The organism is Micromonospora globbae (assembly GCF_036184225.1).
Lineage (GTDB): Bacteria > Actinomycetota > Actinomycetes > Mycobacteriales > Micromonosporaceae > Micromonospora > Micromonospora globbae.
In genome coordinates, this window is sequence record NZ_CP108084.1 from 2361489 (window position 1) to 2376140 (window position 14652).

The 14652-nt window shown below is 74.3% G+C and carries 14 protein-coding genes and 1 riboswitch; of the genes, 6 read left to right on the forward strand and 8 right to left on the reverse strand.

What is annotated here, in order from left to right:
• Window positions 1-182: 182 nt before the first annotated feature.
• Window positions 183-797, reverse strand: coding sequence for a transglycosylase family protein (locus OG994_RS10480; RefSeq protein ID WP_328853017.1), 615 nt, complete (start codon window positions 795-797; stop codon window positions 183-185).
• Window positions 795-977: riboswitch (cyclic di-AMP (ydaO/yuaA leader) on the reverse strand. (Overlaps the previous gene by 3 nt.)
• A 452-nt stretch (window positions 978-1429) precedes the next feature.
• Between OG994_RS10480 and OG994_RS10485 the strand changes: the two genes are divergently transcribed.
• From OG994_RS10485 to OG994_RS10495, 3 genes are all read left to right on the forward strand, one after another.
• A complete protein-coding gene (locus tag OG994_RS10485) occupies window positions 1430-1762 on the forward strand; it encodes a hypothetical protein (protein WP_328853018.1) in 333 nt (110 codons plus the stop codon).
• A 168-nt stretch (window positions 1763-1930) separates the two neighbouring features.
• Entirely contained in the window at window positions 1931-2674 is a 744-nt protein-coding gene (locus OG994_RS10490; RefSeq protein ID WP_120330269.1) for an N-acetyltransferase, read from the forward strand.
• Window positions 2675-2775: 101 nt separating this feature from the next.
• Window positions 2776-4965, forward strand: a complete 2190-nt coding sequence (locus tag OG994_RS10495) for an FUSC family protein (RefSeq protein ID WP_328853019.1) — start codon at window positions 2776-2778, stop codon at window positions 4963-4965.
• On the opposite strand, the gene OG994_RS10500 is transcribed toward OG994_RS10495, so the two are convergent.
• Genes OG994_RS10500 through OG994_RS10510 form a run of 3 tightly spaced genes read right to left on the reverse strand, consistent with a single transcriptional unit; the run spans window position 4943 to window position 6393 of the window.
• Window positions 4943-5506, reverse strand: a complete 564-nt coding sequence (locus OG994_RS10500; protein ID WP_328853020.1) for a TetR/AcrR family transcriptional regulator — start codon at window positions 5504-5506, stop codon at window positions 4943-4945. The two genes, OG994_RS10495 and OG994_RS10500, sit on opposite strands and share 23 nt — an antisense overlap.
• Window positions 5496-5954 (reverse strand): SRPBCC family protein, encoded by a 459-nt coding sequence (locus OG994_RS10505; RefSeq protein ID WP_328853021.1) that lies wholly within the window; start codon window positions 5952-5954, stop codon window positions 5496-5498. The genes OG994_RS10500 and OG994_RS10505 overlap by 11 nt, the downstream gene beginning before the upstream one ends.
• 22 nt (window positions 5955-5976) lie before the next feature.
• Window positions 5977-6393 (reverse strand): winged helix-turn-helix transcriptional regulator, encoded by a 417-nt coding sequence (locus tag OG994_RS10510; protein WP_328853022.1) that lies wholly within the window; start codon window positions 6391-6393, stop codon window positions 5977-5979.
• A 65-nt stretch (window positions 6394-6458) separates the two neighbouring features.
• Between OG994_RS10510 and OG994_RS10515 the strand changes: the two genes are divergently transcribed.
• Window positions 6459-7046 (forward strand): NADPH-dependent F420 reductase, encoded by a 588-nt coding sequence (locus OG994_RS10515; RefSeq protein ID WP_328853023.1) that lies wholly within the window; start codon window positions 6459-6461, stop codon window positions 7044-7046.
• Between the two features lie 51 nt (window positions 7047-7097).
• On the opposite strand, the gene OG994_RS10520 is transcribed toward OG994_RS10515, so the two are convergent.
• Window positions 7098-7718, reverse strand: a complete 621-nt coding sequence (locus tag OG994_RS10520; RefSeq protein ID WP_120330182.1) for an L-threonylcarbamoyladenylate synthase — start codon at window positions 7716-7718, stop codon at window positions 7098-7100.
• Between the two features lie 104 nt (window positions 7719-7822).
• On the opposite strand from OG994_RS10520, the gene OG994_RS10525 reads away from it, so the two are divergent.
• Window positions 7823-8449, forward strand: coding sequence for a flavin reductase family protein (locus OG994_RS10525; RefSeq protein WP_328853024.1), 627 nt, complete (start codon window positions 7823-7825; stop codon window positions 8447-8449).
• A gap of 48 nt (window positions 8450-8497) precedes the next feature.
• The gene (locus OG994_RS10530; RefSeq protein ID WP_328853025.1) at window positions 8498-9370 is read left to right on the forward strand and encodes an NAD(P)-dependent oxidoreductase; all 873 of its coding nucleotides are present in this window, start codon (window positions 8498-8500) and stop codon (window positions 9368-9370) included.
• A 4-nt stretch (window positions 9371-9374) separates the two neighbouring features.
• Here the strand turns inward: OG994_RS10530 and OG994_RS10535 are convergent, their stop codons facing one another.
• The 3 genes from OG994_RS10535 to OG994_RS10545 form a co-directional block, all read right to left on the reverse strand.
• Window positions 9375-10574, reverse strand: a complete 1200-nt coding sequence (locus OG994_RS10535) for a cupin domain-containing protein (protein WP_328853026.1) — start codon at window positions 10572-10574, stop codon at window positions 9375-9377.
• 88 nt (window positions 10575-10662) lie between these two features.
• Window positions 10663-11436: a hypothetical protein gene (locus OG994_RS10540; protein ID WP_328853027.1), complete on the reverse strand. Its 774-nt coding sequence runs from the start codon at window positions 11434-11436 to the stop codon at window positions 10663-10665.
• Window positions 11437-11502: 66 nt separating this feature from the next.
• The gene (locus OG994_RS10545) at window positions 11503-14625 is read right to left on the reverse strand and encodes an amidohydrolase family protein (RefSeq protein WP_328853028.1); all 3123 of its coding nucleotides are present in this window, start codon (window positions 14623-14625) and stop codon (window positions 11503-11505) included.
• Between the last annotated feature and the right edge of the window lie 27 nt (window positions 14626-14652).

A 14652-nucleotide genomic window follows, 5' to 3' on the forward strand; every position in this document is an offset into this window, starting at 1 on the left:
CGGAAGTTGTGGAGATTCACCAACCCGGACGGTACGCCTTCTCCAAAGATCGATGCATCAGCCCCGCCGGTGACCGCGTCCGACCGACCGGGGAGATTCGCGCCACCACTGTCCGTGACGGCCGCACCGACACGTTCGGGCACCCACCCCGGAAGGGTGGATGCCCGGACGCCGGTGGTGCGTCAGAGGGCGAGCCGCTGCCCGGGCAGGATGAGACCCGGGTCGTCGCCGACCACCCGCTCGTTCCGCTCGTACAGGGCCCGCCAGCCGCCGTCCACGTGGTGCGCCTCGGCGATCTCCGACAGCGTGTCGCCGGGCTTCACCACGTACGTGTGCCCGCCGGACGAGGGCGCGGTGCGCGTCGTCGACGTCGAACCGCGCTCCTTGTCCCGGGTGGACGTGGACGACTTGCCGGTGGACGTCGAGGCGGTGGAGCCGGCCTTCTTGCCGCAGGTCGGCCACGCGCCGATGCCCTGGCCGTCGAGCACCTTCTCGGCGACGGCGATCTGCTCGCCGCGGGTGGCGAGGTCGGCACGCGCGGCGTACTTGGTGCCGCCGTACCCCTCCCAGGTGCTCTGGGAGAACTGGAGCCCGCCGTAGTAGCCGTTGCCGGTGTTGATGTGCCAGTTCCCGCCGGACTCGCACTGGGCGATGGCGTCCCAGTTGACCGCGGCCTGAGCGGGCGAAGCGGTGCCGAAGAGGGCGACGGCGCCGGTGACGGCGCCGGCGGCCAGGGTGCCGAGGGCGACGCGACGGGCGGTCACGGCACGGTGACGGGCGTTGTACGCAGATGACATGGGTGTCCTCCACGCCGGCGAGGTGAGCTGTCGGGTTCGGGCCGAGGAGCCCGGCCGCCCATGGCGGCTTCACCCCGAGGCGCGCGGCGCACCGCCGCACGCCGAGGAACGTGGGTCCCCCGCTCCTGCCCGGGTGACGAATTGCCGACGACCGGCGGCAGGATTAGGCGTTTCCGGTCGCGGTGTCCACGATGGCGGACCCGACCGACGCTAGGCGGCTCTCACGACGGTCGCCCACCCCCTGTGAAGTTCTTCACCGGGCCCCGCGTGGCGTCCCTCGCTCGAGTTGCGGACCGCGCGAGGCCGTGCGATGAGTGGCGCGTCGGCGCCGGGACGACCACGCGGCGTACCGGGAAGGTGACACCGCCGTCCACGTGCGACACCCGACACCCGGGATGCCGGACGGCCACCGATGGCACGCACATGATCACCCAACGCGATCATCGGTGGTCCGTACGGGGGACACGGCGGTGACGACTACGACACGAATACGCGCGGGGCTGGGATGCCTCGACACCGTGGGTGAGAATCCGCTACGGAGACCCGGCAGCTCAGGCCGCCGGCAGCCGGGTTTACCGGGGGGAGACAGTGGTGAAGGTAGGGCGGCACACGAACCAGAGGGGGGAATCGCCATGCCCGAGACAGACCGTACCGACTCGGTGACAGAACGACCGGACGGGGTGACCGACCCGTTGCTGTGGAAGCTCGCGCTGGAGGTGGCCGACGCGCACGAGCCCGACGGTGAGGGGGGCTGCCGGAACCTTCTCTGCGCCGGTGAGCCGTGGCCGTGCACGGCGTGGAACAACGCCCAGCGCGCGCTGCGGGCCGCCCAGAGCGAGGCCGACGGCATGGCCGAGCCCGCGCAGGACGCCCCCACCGGCTGGTCGGCGGCCCCGGTCGTGCCCGCGGCCCGCCGCGCCGCGACCGCCCACCTGCGGGAGTCGACGAGCGCCTCGGCCGCCTGACGGGGCGGACGGCCCGACGGCCGGGAGGACGTGTGGGTTCCGCTCCGGGCTGCGGCCGCGGGTGGACCGGTGACGCGGGAGCTGAGCGACGCCGGCCACCGTGGCCGCCCCCGGAGCGGGCCGAATATCGGCTGCGGGCCGACGGGTCGCGCCTCTAGGGTGCGCCGCGTGGACCTCGACATCGTGACCCTGGCGGAGCGCCCGGACGTCGGCCCGCTGCTCGACGAGGACTTCGACGGCGCCTGGCCGCCGTTCATGGTCTGGGACCCGATGGGCTCGGTCTACTACAGCGTCGCCCACGAGCTGTACCCGGAGTTCGTGTTCGCCGCCGTCGACCCGGCCGAGCCGGGCCGCCTGGCCGCCCGGGCGTACGCGGTGCCGCTGCGCTGGACCGAGCCGGAGCTGCCCGACGGCGGGTGGGACCGGATGATCCAGCGGGCCACGGTCAACCGGCTCAGCGGCGCGGAACCGAACATCGTCTCGGCGCTGGAGATCTGCATCCGCCCCGACCGTCGTGGCGGCGGACTGTCCGCGCTCATGCTCGACGCGATGCGGCGGGCGGTCGCGAAGCGGGGCTTCGACACGCTGGTGGCGCCGGTGCGGCCGAACGGCAAGCACACCCGGCCAGACCTGCCGATGACCGAGTACGCCGCGCAGGTCCGCGCGGACGGCCTGCCCGTCGACCCGTGGCTGCGGGTGCACGTACGCGCCGGCGGGCGCATCGAGCGCGTCGCGCCCCGGTCCATGGTGATCTCCGGGACGCTCGCCGACTGGCGTCGCTGGACCGGCCTGCCGTTCGACACGAGCGGCCCGGTCCACGTGCCGGGCGCCCTCGTGCCGGTGCACTGCGACGTGGCCCACGACCACGCCGTCTACGTCGAGCCCAACGTCTGGGTCCGGCACCGGCTGTAACGCGCGCCCCGCACCGGCGATTGCGCCGGAAGCGACCCGTCCCGGCAGGTCACCGTGGAGAATGACCCCTGGGACGAGGTACGTACGACGGGGGTCGAGGCGTGCTCGGAAGCGGCCTCCTGGCCCGGCTGCGCCACGTTGACCCGGGGTACGCGGCCCTGCGACGCGCCGCGCGACTGACCCTCGTGGCGTCGACCGTCTTCTACATCGGCCGCTACGGCGCCGGTGACGTGACGCTCGCGACGTACGGGCTCTTCGGTGTGGTCGCCACCGGCATGTTCGCGCAGCTGCCGGGGTCGGCCCGCCACCGGGCCCGGATCCTGCTCTCGGCACTGCCGGTGGCCTGGGTGCTGGTCGTCGCCGGCACCCTCCTGGCCGGGAACACCGCGGGCGCCGCCGCCGGAATGCTCGTCATCGGGTTCGCCGTGGCGTTCGCCGGTGTGGGCGGGCCCCACCTCGTCGGCCTGGCCAACGCCTTCCAGCTGTTCTACATCCTCGCCTGCTTCCCGCCGTACCAGCCGGAGACCCTGCCGCAGCGTCTGGTGGGCGTGACGGCCAGCGTGGCGCTGCTCGCCGCCGCCGAGGTGACGATCTGGCCCGACGCCACGCCCGTCTCCTATCCGCGGCGGCTCGCCGAGGCGGCCGACAGCGTCGCGGCGTTCCTCGACGCCACCACGGCCGCGCTGACCGGTCCGGTCAGCGCCCAGCGTGACCGGGACGCCCGGCACGACCAGGCGGCCGAGGCGGTGGCCCGGATCCGCCTGGCCGAGCTGCCGGCGCCGCAGCGACCGACCGCCTCCCGGGCCTCCGACCGGGCGCTGCGGGCCTGCCAGGCGGCCATGCAGGGGCTCCTCGTCAAGACGGCACGGCTCGCGGCGGAGCGTCCGCCCCGGCCGGACCCCGAGGCGGTACGGCTGCTGCGGACGTGCGCCGACACGACCCGGGCCGCCGGCCGCACCCTGCGCGGCGGCACACCCGCGGTGACGGTCGACGACGTGGACGCCGCGACCAGGGCGACCGAGCGGGCGTACCCGCACGCGGGTTCCCCCGCCTACCTCCCCCGGCTGTGCCTGGACGCGACCGTGCTGAGCATCGCCGAGCAGGCCCGCATCCTCGCCGTCTCGGCGCGGACCGCCGCCGGGGTGCCGGCCAGCGACGAGAACCGCGTGGCCAGCGCGTACCAGCAGGTGTTCGCCGACGCGCGGCACGGCCGGTGGACGTTGTACCGGCGGCAGTTCCAGGCTCACCTGACCCCCGGCTCTCCCCCGTTCCAGACGGCGCTGCGGCTGAGTGTGGCGCTGGCCGCCGCCCGCGTGGTGGCCGGCGTGCTGTCGCTCATGCACGGGTTCTGGGTGCTGCTGGCGACCCTCACCGTCCTGCGGACCTCGGCCGTGGACACCCGTACGGCGCTGCGCCCCGCGGTGGTGGGCACGGTCGCCGGCGCGATCGTCAGCGGCCTGCTGCTGCACTTCGTGGGCCAGTTGGTCATCTTCGCGGTCGCACTGCCGGTCACCATGCTGCTGGCCTTCACCCTGGGGCGGCTGGCCGCGCCGGCCTGGGCGCAGGCCGCCTTCACCCTGGTGCTCACGTTCGTGTTCGCGCAGCTCTCGTCCGGAGGACTCCAGCTGGCCGAGGTCCGTCTGCTGGACGTCCTGCTGGGCACGGCGATCGGCGTGCTGGCCGGCCTGCTGATGTGGCCGCGCGGCGCGCGGGGTGACCTGCGCCGCCACGCCGCCGCCGCGCTCGTGGCCAGCGCCGAGGTGCTCGAGGAGGTCGTCGAGGCGACGCTCGGCGGTCCGGCGTCGGACCGCACGTTCGAGCGGGCCCGGCGCGCCATGATCCTGGCGGACGCCTCCTACGCCCAGTACCACGGGGAGCGTCCGGACCCGCGTACCAGCCGGGTGGACTGGCAGGCCGTCCTGGCCGCCGGGCACCACACGCTGCTGGCCGCCGAGTCGACGCTGGACCGGAACCCGCCCGGCTGCCTCGCCGGCTGGCCGGACGCCGCGGCGCAGCTCCGCGGCACCGTCCGGCGGCTGCGGTCGGCGTACGACGAGGTGGCGCGGCGGATCGCCCACGGTGAACCGGCGCACCCGACGGTCACCCCCACCCGGTGCGTCGACGAGCTGGAGCCGATCCGCCCGGCACTCGACCAGCCGGGCCGTCCCGTGCGGCACCTCGTGGAGGTGCACCTGTTGCTCGCCAGCGCCGCCGACGACCTGGCCCGCACCGGTTCCGGGCGCGACGCCGGGGGTGACCCCGGCGCCGTCACTGGCTCCGAGGGGCCGTGACGAGCCGCGCGAACAGGTCGGCGGCGGCGTCCAGGAGCTCCCGGTCGCCGGTGACGAGCAGGTCGAGCAGCAGGCCGCGGGTCGCGGCGAGGCCGAGGCGGGCCCGCCGGCGGGACTCCGTCTCGTCGAAGCCGAGCCGGACGAACAGCTCTTCGACCGGCCCGGTCCAGGCGGCGACGACCGAGGCGCGGAACGGCTCCGTCCAGGACCGGCCGTGGAGGGCGTGGGCGTAGATCTCGAAGAAGAGCCGCTCCGCGGGGGCAAGCGCGGGATCGGCGAGGCGCCGCCAGAACTGCCGGCTCACCTCCACCGGGTCGTCGGAGCCGGTCGCGAGGGCGGCCAACGCCGCCCGCTGCTCGTCCTCGACGCGGCGGACGACCTCGGCGAGCAGGCCCTCGCGGCTGCCGAAGTGGTAGATCAGCATCCGGTGGCTGGTGCCGGCCCCGGCCGCGATCTCCCGCAGGCTCAGCTCGCTGAACCCGTTCTCCTTCAGGAATGCCACGCACCGGTCGAGCAGCGCCGCGCGGGCGTCACCGGCCATCCGCCGCCTCGTCGTCCTCGGAACGGGCGGCCGCCTCGGCGGCGGCCTTGAGGCCGGCGGCCTCCATCGCGACGTACCGCCGGGTCCTCGCCCGGGTGAACAGCGCGACCAGCCCGGCGAGGACACCCGTCTGGCGCAGGCCGATGCGGATCCGGGTCGTCCCGTCCGGCTCGCCGCTCAGGTGGTGGTACGCGAGCGTGCGCACGCCGGGCGCGGTGGCCTCCCAGCTGAACGACTCGCGCTCGCGGACGTCGCACACCCGCCAGACCGTCGGCGGCAGGCCGGGCTGCCGGATGCGGAAGCGGTTGCCCACCACGAGTCCCGGACCGTCGAGGGGCTCGACGGACGTCATGGACGCGGTCCACCGCGGATAGTTCGTGACGTCCGCCAGCGCGGCCCAGGTGGGGCCGATGCCGGCGGTGGCGACGGTCGTCTCCTCGTAGTCCATGTACCGGATGGTACATCTACGGTCACCGCGCCCTCTCCCGCGGCGTACCCGCGTCGTACGCGGCGCGTGCCGCGTCGATGTCACCGATGTGCCGTTCGGACCACTCGGTCACCACGGCCAGCACCGGAAGGAGGCTCGCCCCGAGCGGCGTCAGCCGGTACTCGACGCGCGGGGGCACCGATCCGGTCACGGACCGGGCGACCAGGCCGTCGCGCTCCAGGCCCCGCAGCGTCTGGGTGAGCATCTTCTGGGTGGCGCCCGCGACGGCGCGGGCCAGCTCGCCGTGCCGGCGCGGGCCGCACGCGAGTTCCTTCAGGATCAGGCTGACCCAGCGCTCGCCCATCCGGTCCAGTACGCGGTGCGTCGGGCACGCCGCCATCGACGTCAGGTACGCCGCGCGGGCGGCGGTGCGGCGTGCCGCCGCTCTGCTGGTGACCATCGGATCCTCCGGGCACCTCAAGGTGCCTACTGCCGTCGGGACGGGCGCCAGCCTAGCGTCGGGGCATGAGCATCATCGGAATCCTCGGTGCCGGCACCGTCGCCCGGGCGCTGGCCCCGGCCCTGTCCGCCGCCGGCCACGACGTCGTCGTGGGCTCCCGCGACCGTCTGGAGGCCGCCGCCGCGTCGGCGGAGACAGTCGTCAACGCGCTGCCCGGCGCGGTGTCGGTGGAGGTGCTCGGACGACTGCGCCCGGCTCTCGCCGGCAAGGTCCTGATCGACGTCGCCAACGCGGTCGAGCAGGGGCCGGACGGTTTCGCGTCCCGCCTGCTCTATCCGAACCTCGGCCAGGAGATCCAGCGCACGCTGCCCGACACCCGCGTGGTGAAGGCGCTCAACACGGTGGGTCCGGCACCCCTGATGGTCGCCCCGACCAGCCTGCCGGTGCCCCCGTCCACCTTCCTGTGCGGCGACGACCCCGACGCGAAGAAGATTGTGGCGGGGCTGCTCGCCGACCTCGGCTGGCCACCACACCGGATCATCGACCTCGGTGGCGTGGCCAACGCCTGGTGGCCGGAGTCCTTCCTGCTCATGGTCCGGCCGCTGGTCGCCGCCCTCGGGCCGGTCCCGTTCGCGCTCGCCATCGCCCACTGACCGGTCGGCTCTGCCCGCGCCGACCCGGCCCGGTCCGACGACCGGGCGGGGCTACTCGAACCGGGAGGGGTCCCCGGCCCCGCGGCGCAGCACCTCCGGCTCGTCCTGGGACAGGTCGACCACCGTCGTGGGCTCCTTGCCGCAGTCGCCGGCGTCGACCACCGCGTCGACGAGGTGGTCGAGCCGCTCCTTGATCTCCCAACCCTGGGTCATCGGCTCCTCGTCGCCGGGCAGGATCAGCGTGCTCGACACCAGCGGCTCGCCCAGCTCGGCGAGGAGCGCCTGCGTCACCACGTGGTCGGGGACGCGCACACCGACCGTGCGCTTGCGCGGGTGCAGCATCCGGCGCGGCACCTCCCTGGTCGCCGGGAGGATGAACGTGTAGCTGCCCGGCGTGGCGGCCTTCACGAGCCGGAACACGGAGTTGCTCACCTTGACGAACTGGCCGAGCTGCGCGAAGTCCCGACAGACCAGCGTGAAGTGGTGCCGCTCGTCGAGGCGCCGGATCTCCCGGATCCGGTCCAGGCCCTCCTGGTTGCCCAGCCGGCAGCCGAGCGCGTAGCAGGAGTCCGTCGGGTAGGCGATGAGGCCGCCGTCGCGGATCAGGCCGACGATCTGGCTCACCGCCCGGGGCTGCGGGTTGTCCGGGTGGACGTCGTAGTACCTCGCCATGGAGAGAGCCTAGTCAGGCCGTGCCCACCCGGCCCACACCGGCGACAGCTCCGGCGCGGCCGTTCGGCGCGGGCCGAACGGTTCCGCTCGTAGCGTCTGCGGTCATGACCGCACACGTCACGATCCAGCCGAAGATCCTCTACTTCGGCACCCCGGTGGTGCTGCTGAGCACCGAGAACGAGGACGGGACGAGCAACCTCGCTCCCATGTCGTCGGCCTGGGCGCTCGGCCAGATGGTGGTCCTCGGCCTCGGCGTCACCGGGCAGACCGCGCACAACCTGCGGGAACGGCCGGACATGGTGATCAACCTGCCGTCCCCGGCCCAGTGGACGGCGGTGGAACACCTCGCCCCGCTCACCGGCCGCGACCCGGTGCCCGCGCACAAGCGGGGGTTCCGCTACGAACCGGCGAAGTTCGAGGCCGCCGGGCTGCGGCCGGAACCGGCCGAGCTGGTCCGACCGCAACGCGTCGCGGAGTGCCCGCTCCAACTGGAGGCACGGGCCGCCCGGATCACCCCGGACCTGCGCGGCGAGTTCGTGATCGTCGAGGCGGACGTGCTGCGCGTACACGCCGACCCCGCCATCGTGGTGCCCGGCACCCAGCACGTCGACCCCACCGCCTGGCAGCCGTTGATCTACAACTTCCGGCACTACTTCGGCCTGGGCGCGCAACTCGGCCACAGCTTCCGCTCCGACACACCGACCGCCGGCCGGGCCGCCGTCGTGGCATGAGCCGGCGATCCGGCGCTCGGCACGTCCGCGGTTGCCAGGATGGAGAGCATGACAACGATCGCCTTCATCGGCCTCGGCGGGATGGGGCGCCGGATGGCGCGCCGGCTGCTCGACGCCGGCCACGACCTCGTCGTGTGGAACCGGACGCCGCAGCGGGCCGACGACCTCGTCGCCCACGGCGCACGCGCGGCCGCGAGCCCGGCCGACGCCGCCCGCGCGGCCGACCTCGTCATCACGATGCTGGCCCACCCGGCCGCGTTGCGGCAGGTGACCGAGGGGCCGGACGGAATCCTGGCCGGTGCCGCCGCGCCCACCACCATCGCCGAGATGTCGACGGTCGGGCCGGCCGCCGTGCGGCGGCTCGCCGCGGCGCTGCCCGAGGGCGTCGGCCTCCTCGACGCGCCGGTGCTGGGCAGCCACCCCCAGGCCGAGGCGGGCCAGCTGCGCATCTTCGTCGGCGGGCCGGACCCGCTCGCCCGGCGGTGGATGCCCACGCTGGACGCCCTCGGCACGCCGACGCACGTCGGCCCGCTCGGCGCCGGGGCGGCCGCCAAACTGGTCGCCAACTCGACCCTCTTCGGGGTGCTCGCCGTCCTCGGCGAGGCGCTCGCCCTGGCCGAGGGGCTCGGCCTGTCGCGGGACGTGGCGTTCGACGTGCTGTCGGCGACCCCCGTCGGCGCGCAGGCGGACCGGCGCCGGACGGCGGTCGAGTCGGGCGACGTCCCGCTGCACTTCCCCCTGTCGCTCGCCCACAAGGACGCCGACCTGGTCACCTCGGCCGCCGAGGCCGCGCACGTCCGCCTGCCGGTGGCCGAGGCGGCCCGGAGCTGGATCGTGGCGGCCGAGGAGGCGGGCCTCGGCGACCAGGACTACTCGCGCGTGCTGGCCCACATCGTCGACGGCGCCCGCGCCGGCCGCTGAGCCCCTACGCCGCGAACACCGGGATGGACGGCGTCTCGTTGATGTCCGGCCCGAAGAACGTGAAGACCACCAGATCGGTGTCGCCGGTGTTCTCGATCGTGTGCGGGGCCGTCGCCACGGCGTGGCTCACGAGGAGTTCGTCGCGGTTGGCGTCCCCGCCGCGGACGTCGTGGCCGCAGTACCGGCCGGAGCCCGACCAGACCAGCAGCGAGTAGACCCCCCGCTCCGTCGCCGTGTGCCGGCCGCCGGGCGGGACGACGAGCTTCTTCCCGCTGAACTTCGGCGTGTTGTAGAAGATCCACCACTCGCTGCCGCCGCCGTCGGTGTCGATCGGCTGGGGCGTCAGGTGGTTGTTCTCGTAGAAGTACGGGTCGCCGTTCAACTCCCACTCGACGAAGTTCAGCGGGAACCGCTCGCCGTGTGCGCGGCGGTCCTCGGGGCGTACGTCGTGGAAGAGCAGCTCCTTGGAGATGATCCGGCCGGCGTTGAGAGCCTGGAACATGGCGAAGACGTCGGAGTCCTCCTGGAGTTCGACGGTGAGCGCCGTGCCCGGCCCGTGCAGCACCCCCGACGGCACCTGGAAGCCCTCGTCGGGCACCTGCAGCTCGGCCCGCGAGTGGCGCAGGATGAGGTCGCTGTCCCAGTCGACGAGGTACGGCAGGAGCACGTCGTACGCGCGCTCGCGGACGATCCACGGGTGCACCCCGAAGAACGTCTCCGGGCGCGGACCGGCGTCGACCCCGGCCGGGAAGTAGTACTGCTCGTCCTTGGACCGGCGGCCGAGCAGTTCGGCGAACCGCTGCGGTGGGTGGATGTGGTACGGGATGCGGGCGCCGTAGTCGAGCAGCTTCGCCAGCCGCCCCAGCCCCTGCGGGTGGCTCGCCGCGTACGCCTCGCCCATGATCGCCGCGGGGTCGGCGGCGACGGCGTCGCGCAGCGTCATCCGCGGCCGTCCCGTCGAGTCGACGACGTGGCTGAGCCCCTCGTCGGGCGGGCCGATCCGGTTGTCGGCCTTCGTGGTGGAGCCCAGCCAGCGTTCGCAGACGTAGCCGCGCTCGCCCAGGTCGTACGCGTCCTCGGGCAGGCCGAACCGGCGGCCGGGCGGCACCAGGTCCCGGGCGACGAAGGCCGGGGCGAGCCGCAGCACTCCCCCGCCGTCGTTGAGCAGCTCCTCGACCAACCGGCGGGGCGACGCGGCCGTCATGCCCCGCCCGTCCGAATCGTGACCACGAGCCATGCTAGGCCGAGCGGCGTGGACGGCGGGCCGGAAACGGCGAGCGGGCGATCGTCGGTCAGTTTCCCGGGCCGGGCGCGTCCGCCGGCGGCAGCCCTTCCACGATCGCGAGGGCGAACGCGGTGGCCTTCTCCCGCGCCATCGCGGTGACCTCGGCGGCGGTGCTCGCGCTGCGCGGCCACAACGCGACCGCCTCGACGCCGACGAGCAGGGGCCCGTACGCGAGGATCAGCCGCGCGTCACCGGGCAGGAACGTCATCCCGCCCTCGGCCTCCGGGTCGATCCGGCGGACCGTCGCCGTGGTCAGCCGCGCGGGCGTCGCACCGACGGTAACCGCGCTCGCCGCCCAGCGCGCGCTGGCCGTGCCCATGGTGAGGCGGAAGTCGCCGTCCGGGCACCGGGTCGCGCGGAGGCGGCGGGCCGCGGCGGCGGCCTCGTCGGCGTCGGCCAGCCGCGCGACCTCGACGGTCAGGGCGGTGGTCGGGCGGGAGACGCCCTGGAACGACGGCGTCGGGTTGACCTCGACCTCGGCGGCCCACACCGCCTCGACCGGCGGCTCGGCGCCCCCGTCCCGGTCCGGGTCCGTGACGAGCAGGTCGCAGGGTCGCAGGTACACCTCGCCGCCCTCGACGTCGCTCTCCGCGACGCGGTCGCCGAAGCCCTCCTCCTCGGCCGCGGCGCGGACGAGCGCCAGGAACGCCTCCGGCTCGTAGGGAGACGCCACGGCGGCGCTCGCGGTGGACGGTGGGGGCGCCGGTGGGACGGGCTGTCCCGTGCAGGCGGACAGGCCCGCCGCCACCAGCATCCCCGCGATGAGGCTCTTCCCGCGCATCCGACCCCCGACCCAGACCGCACACCCACGTACCGGCCTGCAGCCTACTGATCGTCGTCGCGCCGCTCAGCCCTCGGCGCAGCACGCGTGCCGGCCGGCCTCGACGTAGTGGGGGTCGTGCCACCAGTACCGGGCGTTGTCCGGGTGGGCGGGAAGCGGCGGCAACAGGGTGCTCGTCGTGGCGGCGGCCGTCGCCGTCCGCGCCGCCTCGAACGGGGCGAGCAACTCGTCGACGTCGTGCAGCACCCCGTTGGCCATCGTCTGCCGCACGTTGGCCGCCTGGTCGATGTCGCTCAGCGGGTCGCCGCCCAGGACCACCAGGTCGGCGTACATGCCGGGCGCGATCTGCCCGATCGGCTCCTCCAGGAACTCGCCGGGCGCCCGGGTGGCGGTCGTCAGCGCCTCGTACGGGGTGAGTCCGTACCTCACCATGGCCCGCAGGTTGAGGTGCAGGCTCACGGCGTTGAACGCGATCGGCGAGTCGGTGCCGGTCAGCACGCGCCCGCCGCCACGGATCATCGCCGCCGCCTGGGCGACCTGCCGGGCCAGGTTCTCCCGGTTGGCGGTCTGGTCGGTGGCCTGCGCGGCGGTGACGGCGGCCTGTAGCGCCGCGTACTGCCAGGACGGGTAGAGCGTGCGGACCCGCCGGTCGGTGACCAGTGAGGTGTCCTCGCGCAGCAGCGTGTTCGCGCCGAACAGGGTCGGTGTGCGGGCGGCCCGGGAGACGTTGAAGATGTCGATGACGTCCTGGTAGCCGGCCCCGATGGCGGTGACCGTACGGGAGTAGCCGAAGCGGTTCGTGGCGCCGGTGTGCTCCATCCCGTCGCTGCCGAACGCGAACGCCGGGTAGTGGTAGTGCGAGGTGGCGTGCACCCCCCGCCGGTGCGACCAGGCGACCACCGCGCGCTGCCAGGCGACCGGCAGCCGGACGTACGCCTTCATGAGGTCGTAGTCGAGCGCCCCGGCCCGCTCCAGCTCCAGCGCCAGTTGCCGCTCGTCGAAGGTGGGGCGCATGAAGTTGTAGTAGATGCGGGGACCGTCCACGGCCTCGCCGGTGGCGTAGTACCGGGGGCCGATCCGGGCGCCGGACTGGACCGACTCCCGCTCCTCGACCATGTGGTAGGCGGGGCTGCCCGGCGAGCGGGTGGTGGTCACGCCGAGGGAGAGCCAGAGCCGGTTCTGCCGGGCGCCGTAGGCGTACCCCTGCATCTCCCGGTGGTGGTGCATGTCGATGAGGCCGGGGATCACCACCCCGTCGCGGGCGTCGACGATCCGGCCGTCGCGGCCGGGCCGGGACCGCTCGACGGCGACGACGCGGTGCCCCTCGACCACCACGTCGACGTCCGCGCGCAGGCGGTGGCCGACGCCGTCCCACAGGCGTCCGGCCCGGATCACCGTACGCCCGCGGGGCCGGCTGTTGGTCCAGGTCAAGCCCACCGGGACGGTACGCGGGGCGCCGCCGTCGGCGGACACCAGCCGCAGCCGCCCGTTGTTCAGGTAGAGCAGGTGGGTGGAGTCACCGCTCCAGCTCGGCGCGTCGGTCACCTCGTGGGTCACCTGCCGCGGCGCGCCCGCGAACGTGCCGTCGGGTCCGACGTCGACCACCCACAGCACGCTGGCGACCACGAACGCCATGCGGCGGCCGTCGGGCGACCACACCGGACCGTCGTCACCGCGGGTCTGGATCGACCGGTGCGGCATCGGGTCGACGTAGCGCGCGGCGCCGGTGACCCGGTCGACCAGCAGGATCTTGCTGAGTCCCTCGCGGTAGCGGGCGGAGTAGGGCACGACGGCGGCCAGTGCGATGGTCCGGCCGTCGGCCGACCAGGTGGGACGGCCGGGCTCGAAGGTCGCCCCGAACACCGGCTGCACCGCTCCCGAGGCCACCTCGACGGTGTAGAGCGCGCCGTTCTGGTCGAGGAAGGCCAGGCGGGCGCTGTCCGGGGACCAGGTGCCGGAGACGGCGGCGGCGTCCGGCAGGTCGGTCAGCTGCCGCTCCTCGCCGGTACGCAGGTCGCGCAGCCAGATGTCCAGCTTCCCGCCCCGGTCGGTGGAGTACGACAGGTACCGCCCGTCCGGCGACCATGCCGGGTCGCACTTCCACCACTGGTCGCGGGTCAGCGGTCGGGGCGGCTGCCCGATGGTCATGAGGTAGATGTCGTTGAGGGCGCGGAAGGCCACCCGCCGGCCGTCCGGCGACAGCACGGGACTGCCGATGCCCACCACCGGCCTGCGGACGGTGGAGTCGAAGTCCCGCCGCCGCTTGCGGTACCGGGGCGTGGCCACGGTGACCGCGGCGACGAAGCCGACGTCCTGGCGGCGGCCTCCGTCGAGTCGGCGGCGGCGGATCCGGCCGTCGGCGGCGTAGACGAACTCGCGGTCGGAGCGCCAGGAGACCCGGAAGGGGTAGGTGTCCTCGCCGGTGACCAGGGGCGTGTCGCCCCGCCACAGCTCGCTGCGACCGTCGAGCAGCCGGTGGTAGACCAGGTCACGGCCGTCGGGGGTCCAGGCGGGGCTGTGCAGGACGGCGCCGGTCGGGGCGGTCACCGCCGTGGTGCGGGCGCCACTGGCCAGGTCGACCACGTCGATGCGGGTGTTGGCGACCACGAACGCGATCCGTGTGCCGTCGGGCGACCAGGCCGGTTCGTACTCCTCGACGCCGGTGTCCGCCACGACGCTCGTCCCGCCGGTGGCCAGGTCGAGCACGTGGATCCCGTAGCTGCCGGTCAGGTCCGAGGAGAACGCGATGCGCCGCCCGTCGGGCGAGAAGCGGGGCTCCCGGTGGTCGTACGGGCCGTGGGTGAGCTGTCGCAGCCCGGAACCGTCCGGGCGGATCAGCCACAGGTTGAAGGCGCCGTCCCGGTAGGACTGGAAGGCGATCGTGGAGCTGTCCGGCGCCCAGTCGGGCTGGGCGATGTCGAACAGGTCGCTGGTGAGGCGCCGCGCCGGACCGCCGGACGCGGGCAGCACCCACAGCACGCTCACCAGGTCCATGGCGATCATCCGGCCGTCCGGGGAGAGTTGGGCGGCCACGTCCGTGCCCTCCCGCAGGGCGACCCGCCGGTTCCGGTCCCCCGCCGCGTCCCGCGGGCCGGCCAGCGCCGGTTCCGCGGCCACCGTCCCGCCTCCGGCCAGCGCCGCCGCCCCGGCCGCTCCCGCCAGCAGGTCCCGCCTCCGTACACCCGTCATGACGCCTCCCCCTTCGACAGCCGTCGA

What these genes read in the sequence shown, in the direction of transcription:
- OG994_RS10515 (WP_328853023.1), top strand. Translation starts at nt 6,459, where the DNA reads ATGAGCATCATCGGAATCCTCGGTGCCGGCACCGTCGCCCGGGCGCTG.
- OG994_RS10540 (WP_328853027.1), bottom strand. Translation starts at nt 11,436, where the DNA reads ATGCGCGGGAAGAGCCTCATCGCGGGGATGCTGGTGGCGGCGGGCCTG.
- OG994_RS10545 (WP_328853028.1), bottom strand. Translation starts at nt 14,625, where the DNA reads ATGACGGGTGTACGGAGGCGGGACCTGCTGGCGGGAGCGGCCGGGGCG.
- OG994_RS10480 (WP_328853017.1), bottom strand. Translation starts at nt 797, where the DNA reads ATGTCATCTGCGTACAACGCCCGTCACCGTGCCGTGACCGCCCGTCGC.
- OG994_RS10525 (WP_328853024.1), top strand. Translation starts at nt 7,823, where the DNA reads ATGACCGCACACGTCACGATCCAGCCGAAGATCCTCTACTTCGGCACC.
- OG994_RS10535 (WP_328853026.1), bottom strand. Translation starts at nt 10,574, where the DNA reads ATGACGGCCGCGTCGCCCCGCCGGTTGGTCGAGGAGCTGCTCAACGAC.
- OG994_RS10530 (WP_328853025.1), top strand. Translation starts at nt 8,498, where the DNA reads ATGACAACGATCGCCTTCATCGGCCTCGGCGGGATGGGGCGCCGGATG.
- OG994_RS10520 (WP_120330182.1), bottom strand. Translation starts at nt 7,718, where the DNA reads ATGGCGAGGTACTACGACGTCCACCCGGACAACCCGCAGCCCCGGGCG.
- OG994_RS10505 (WP_328853021.1), bottom strand. Translation starts at nt 5,954, where the DNA reads ATGGACTACGAGGAGACGACCGTCGCCACCGCCGGCATCGGCCCCACC.
- OG994_RS10485 (WP_328853018.1), top strand. Translation starts at nt 1,430, where the DNA reads ATGCCCGAGACAGACCGTACCGACTCGGTGACAGAACGACCGGACGGG.
- OG994_RS10500 (WP_328853020.1), bottom strand. Translation starts at nt 5,506, where the DNA reads ATGGCCGGTGACGCCCGCGCGGCGCTGCTCGACCGGTGCGTGGCATTC.
- OG994_RS10510 (WP_328853022.1), bottom strand. Translation starts at nt 6,393, where the DNA reads ATGGTCACCAGCAGAGCGGCGGCACGCCGCACCGCCGCCCGCGCGGCG.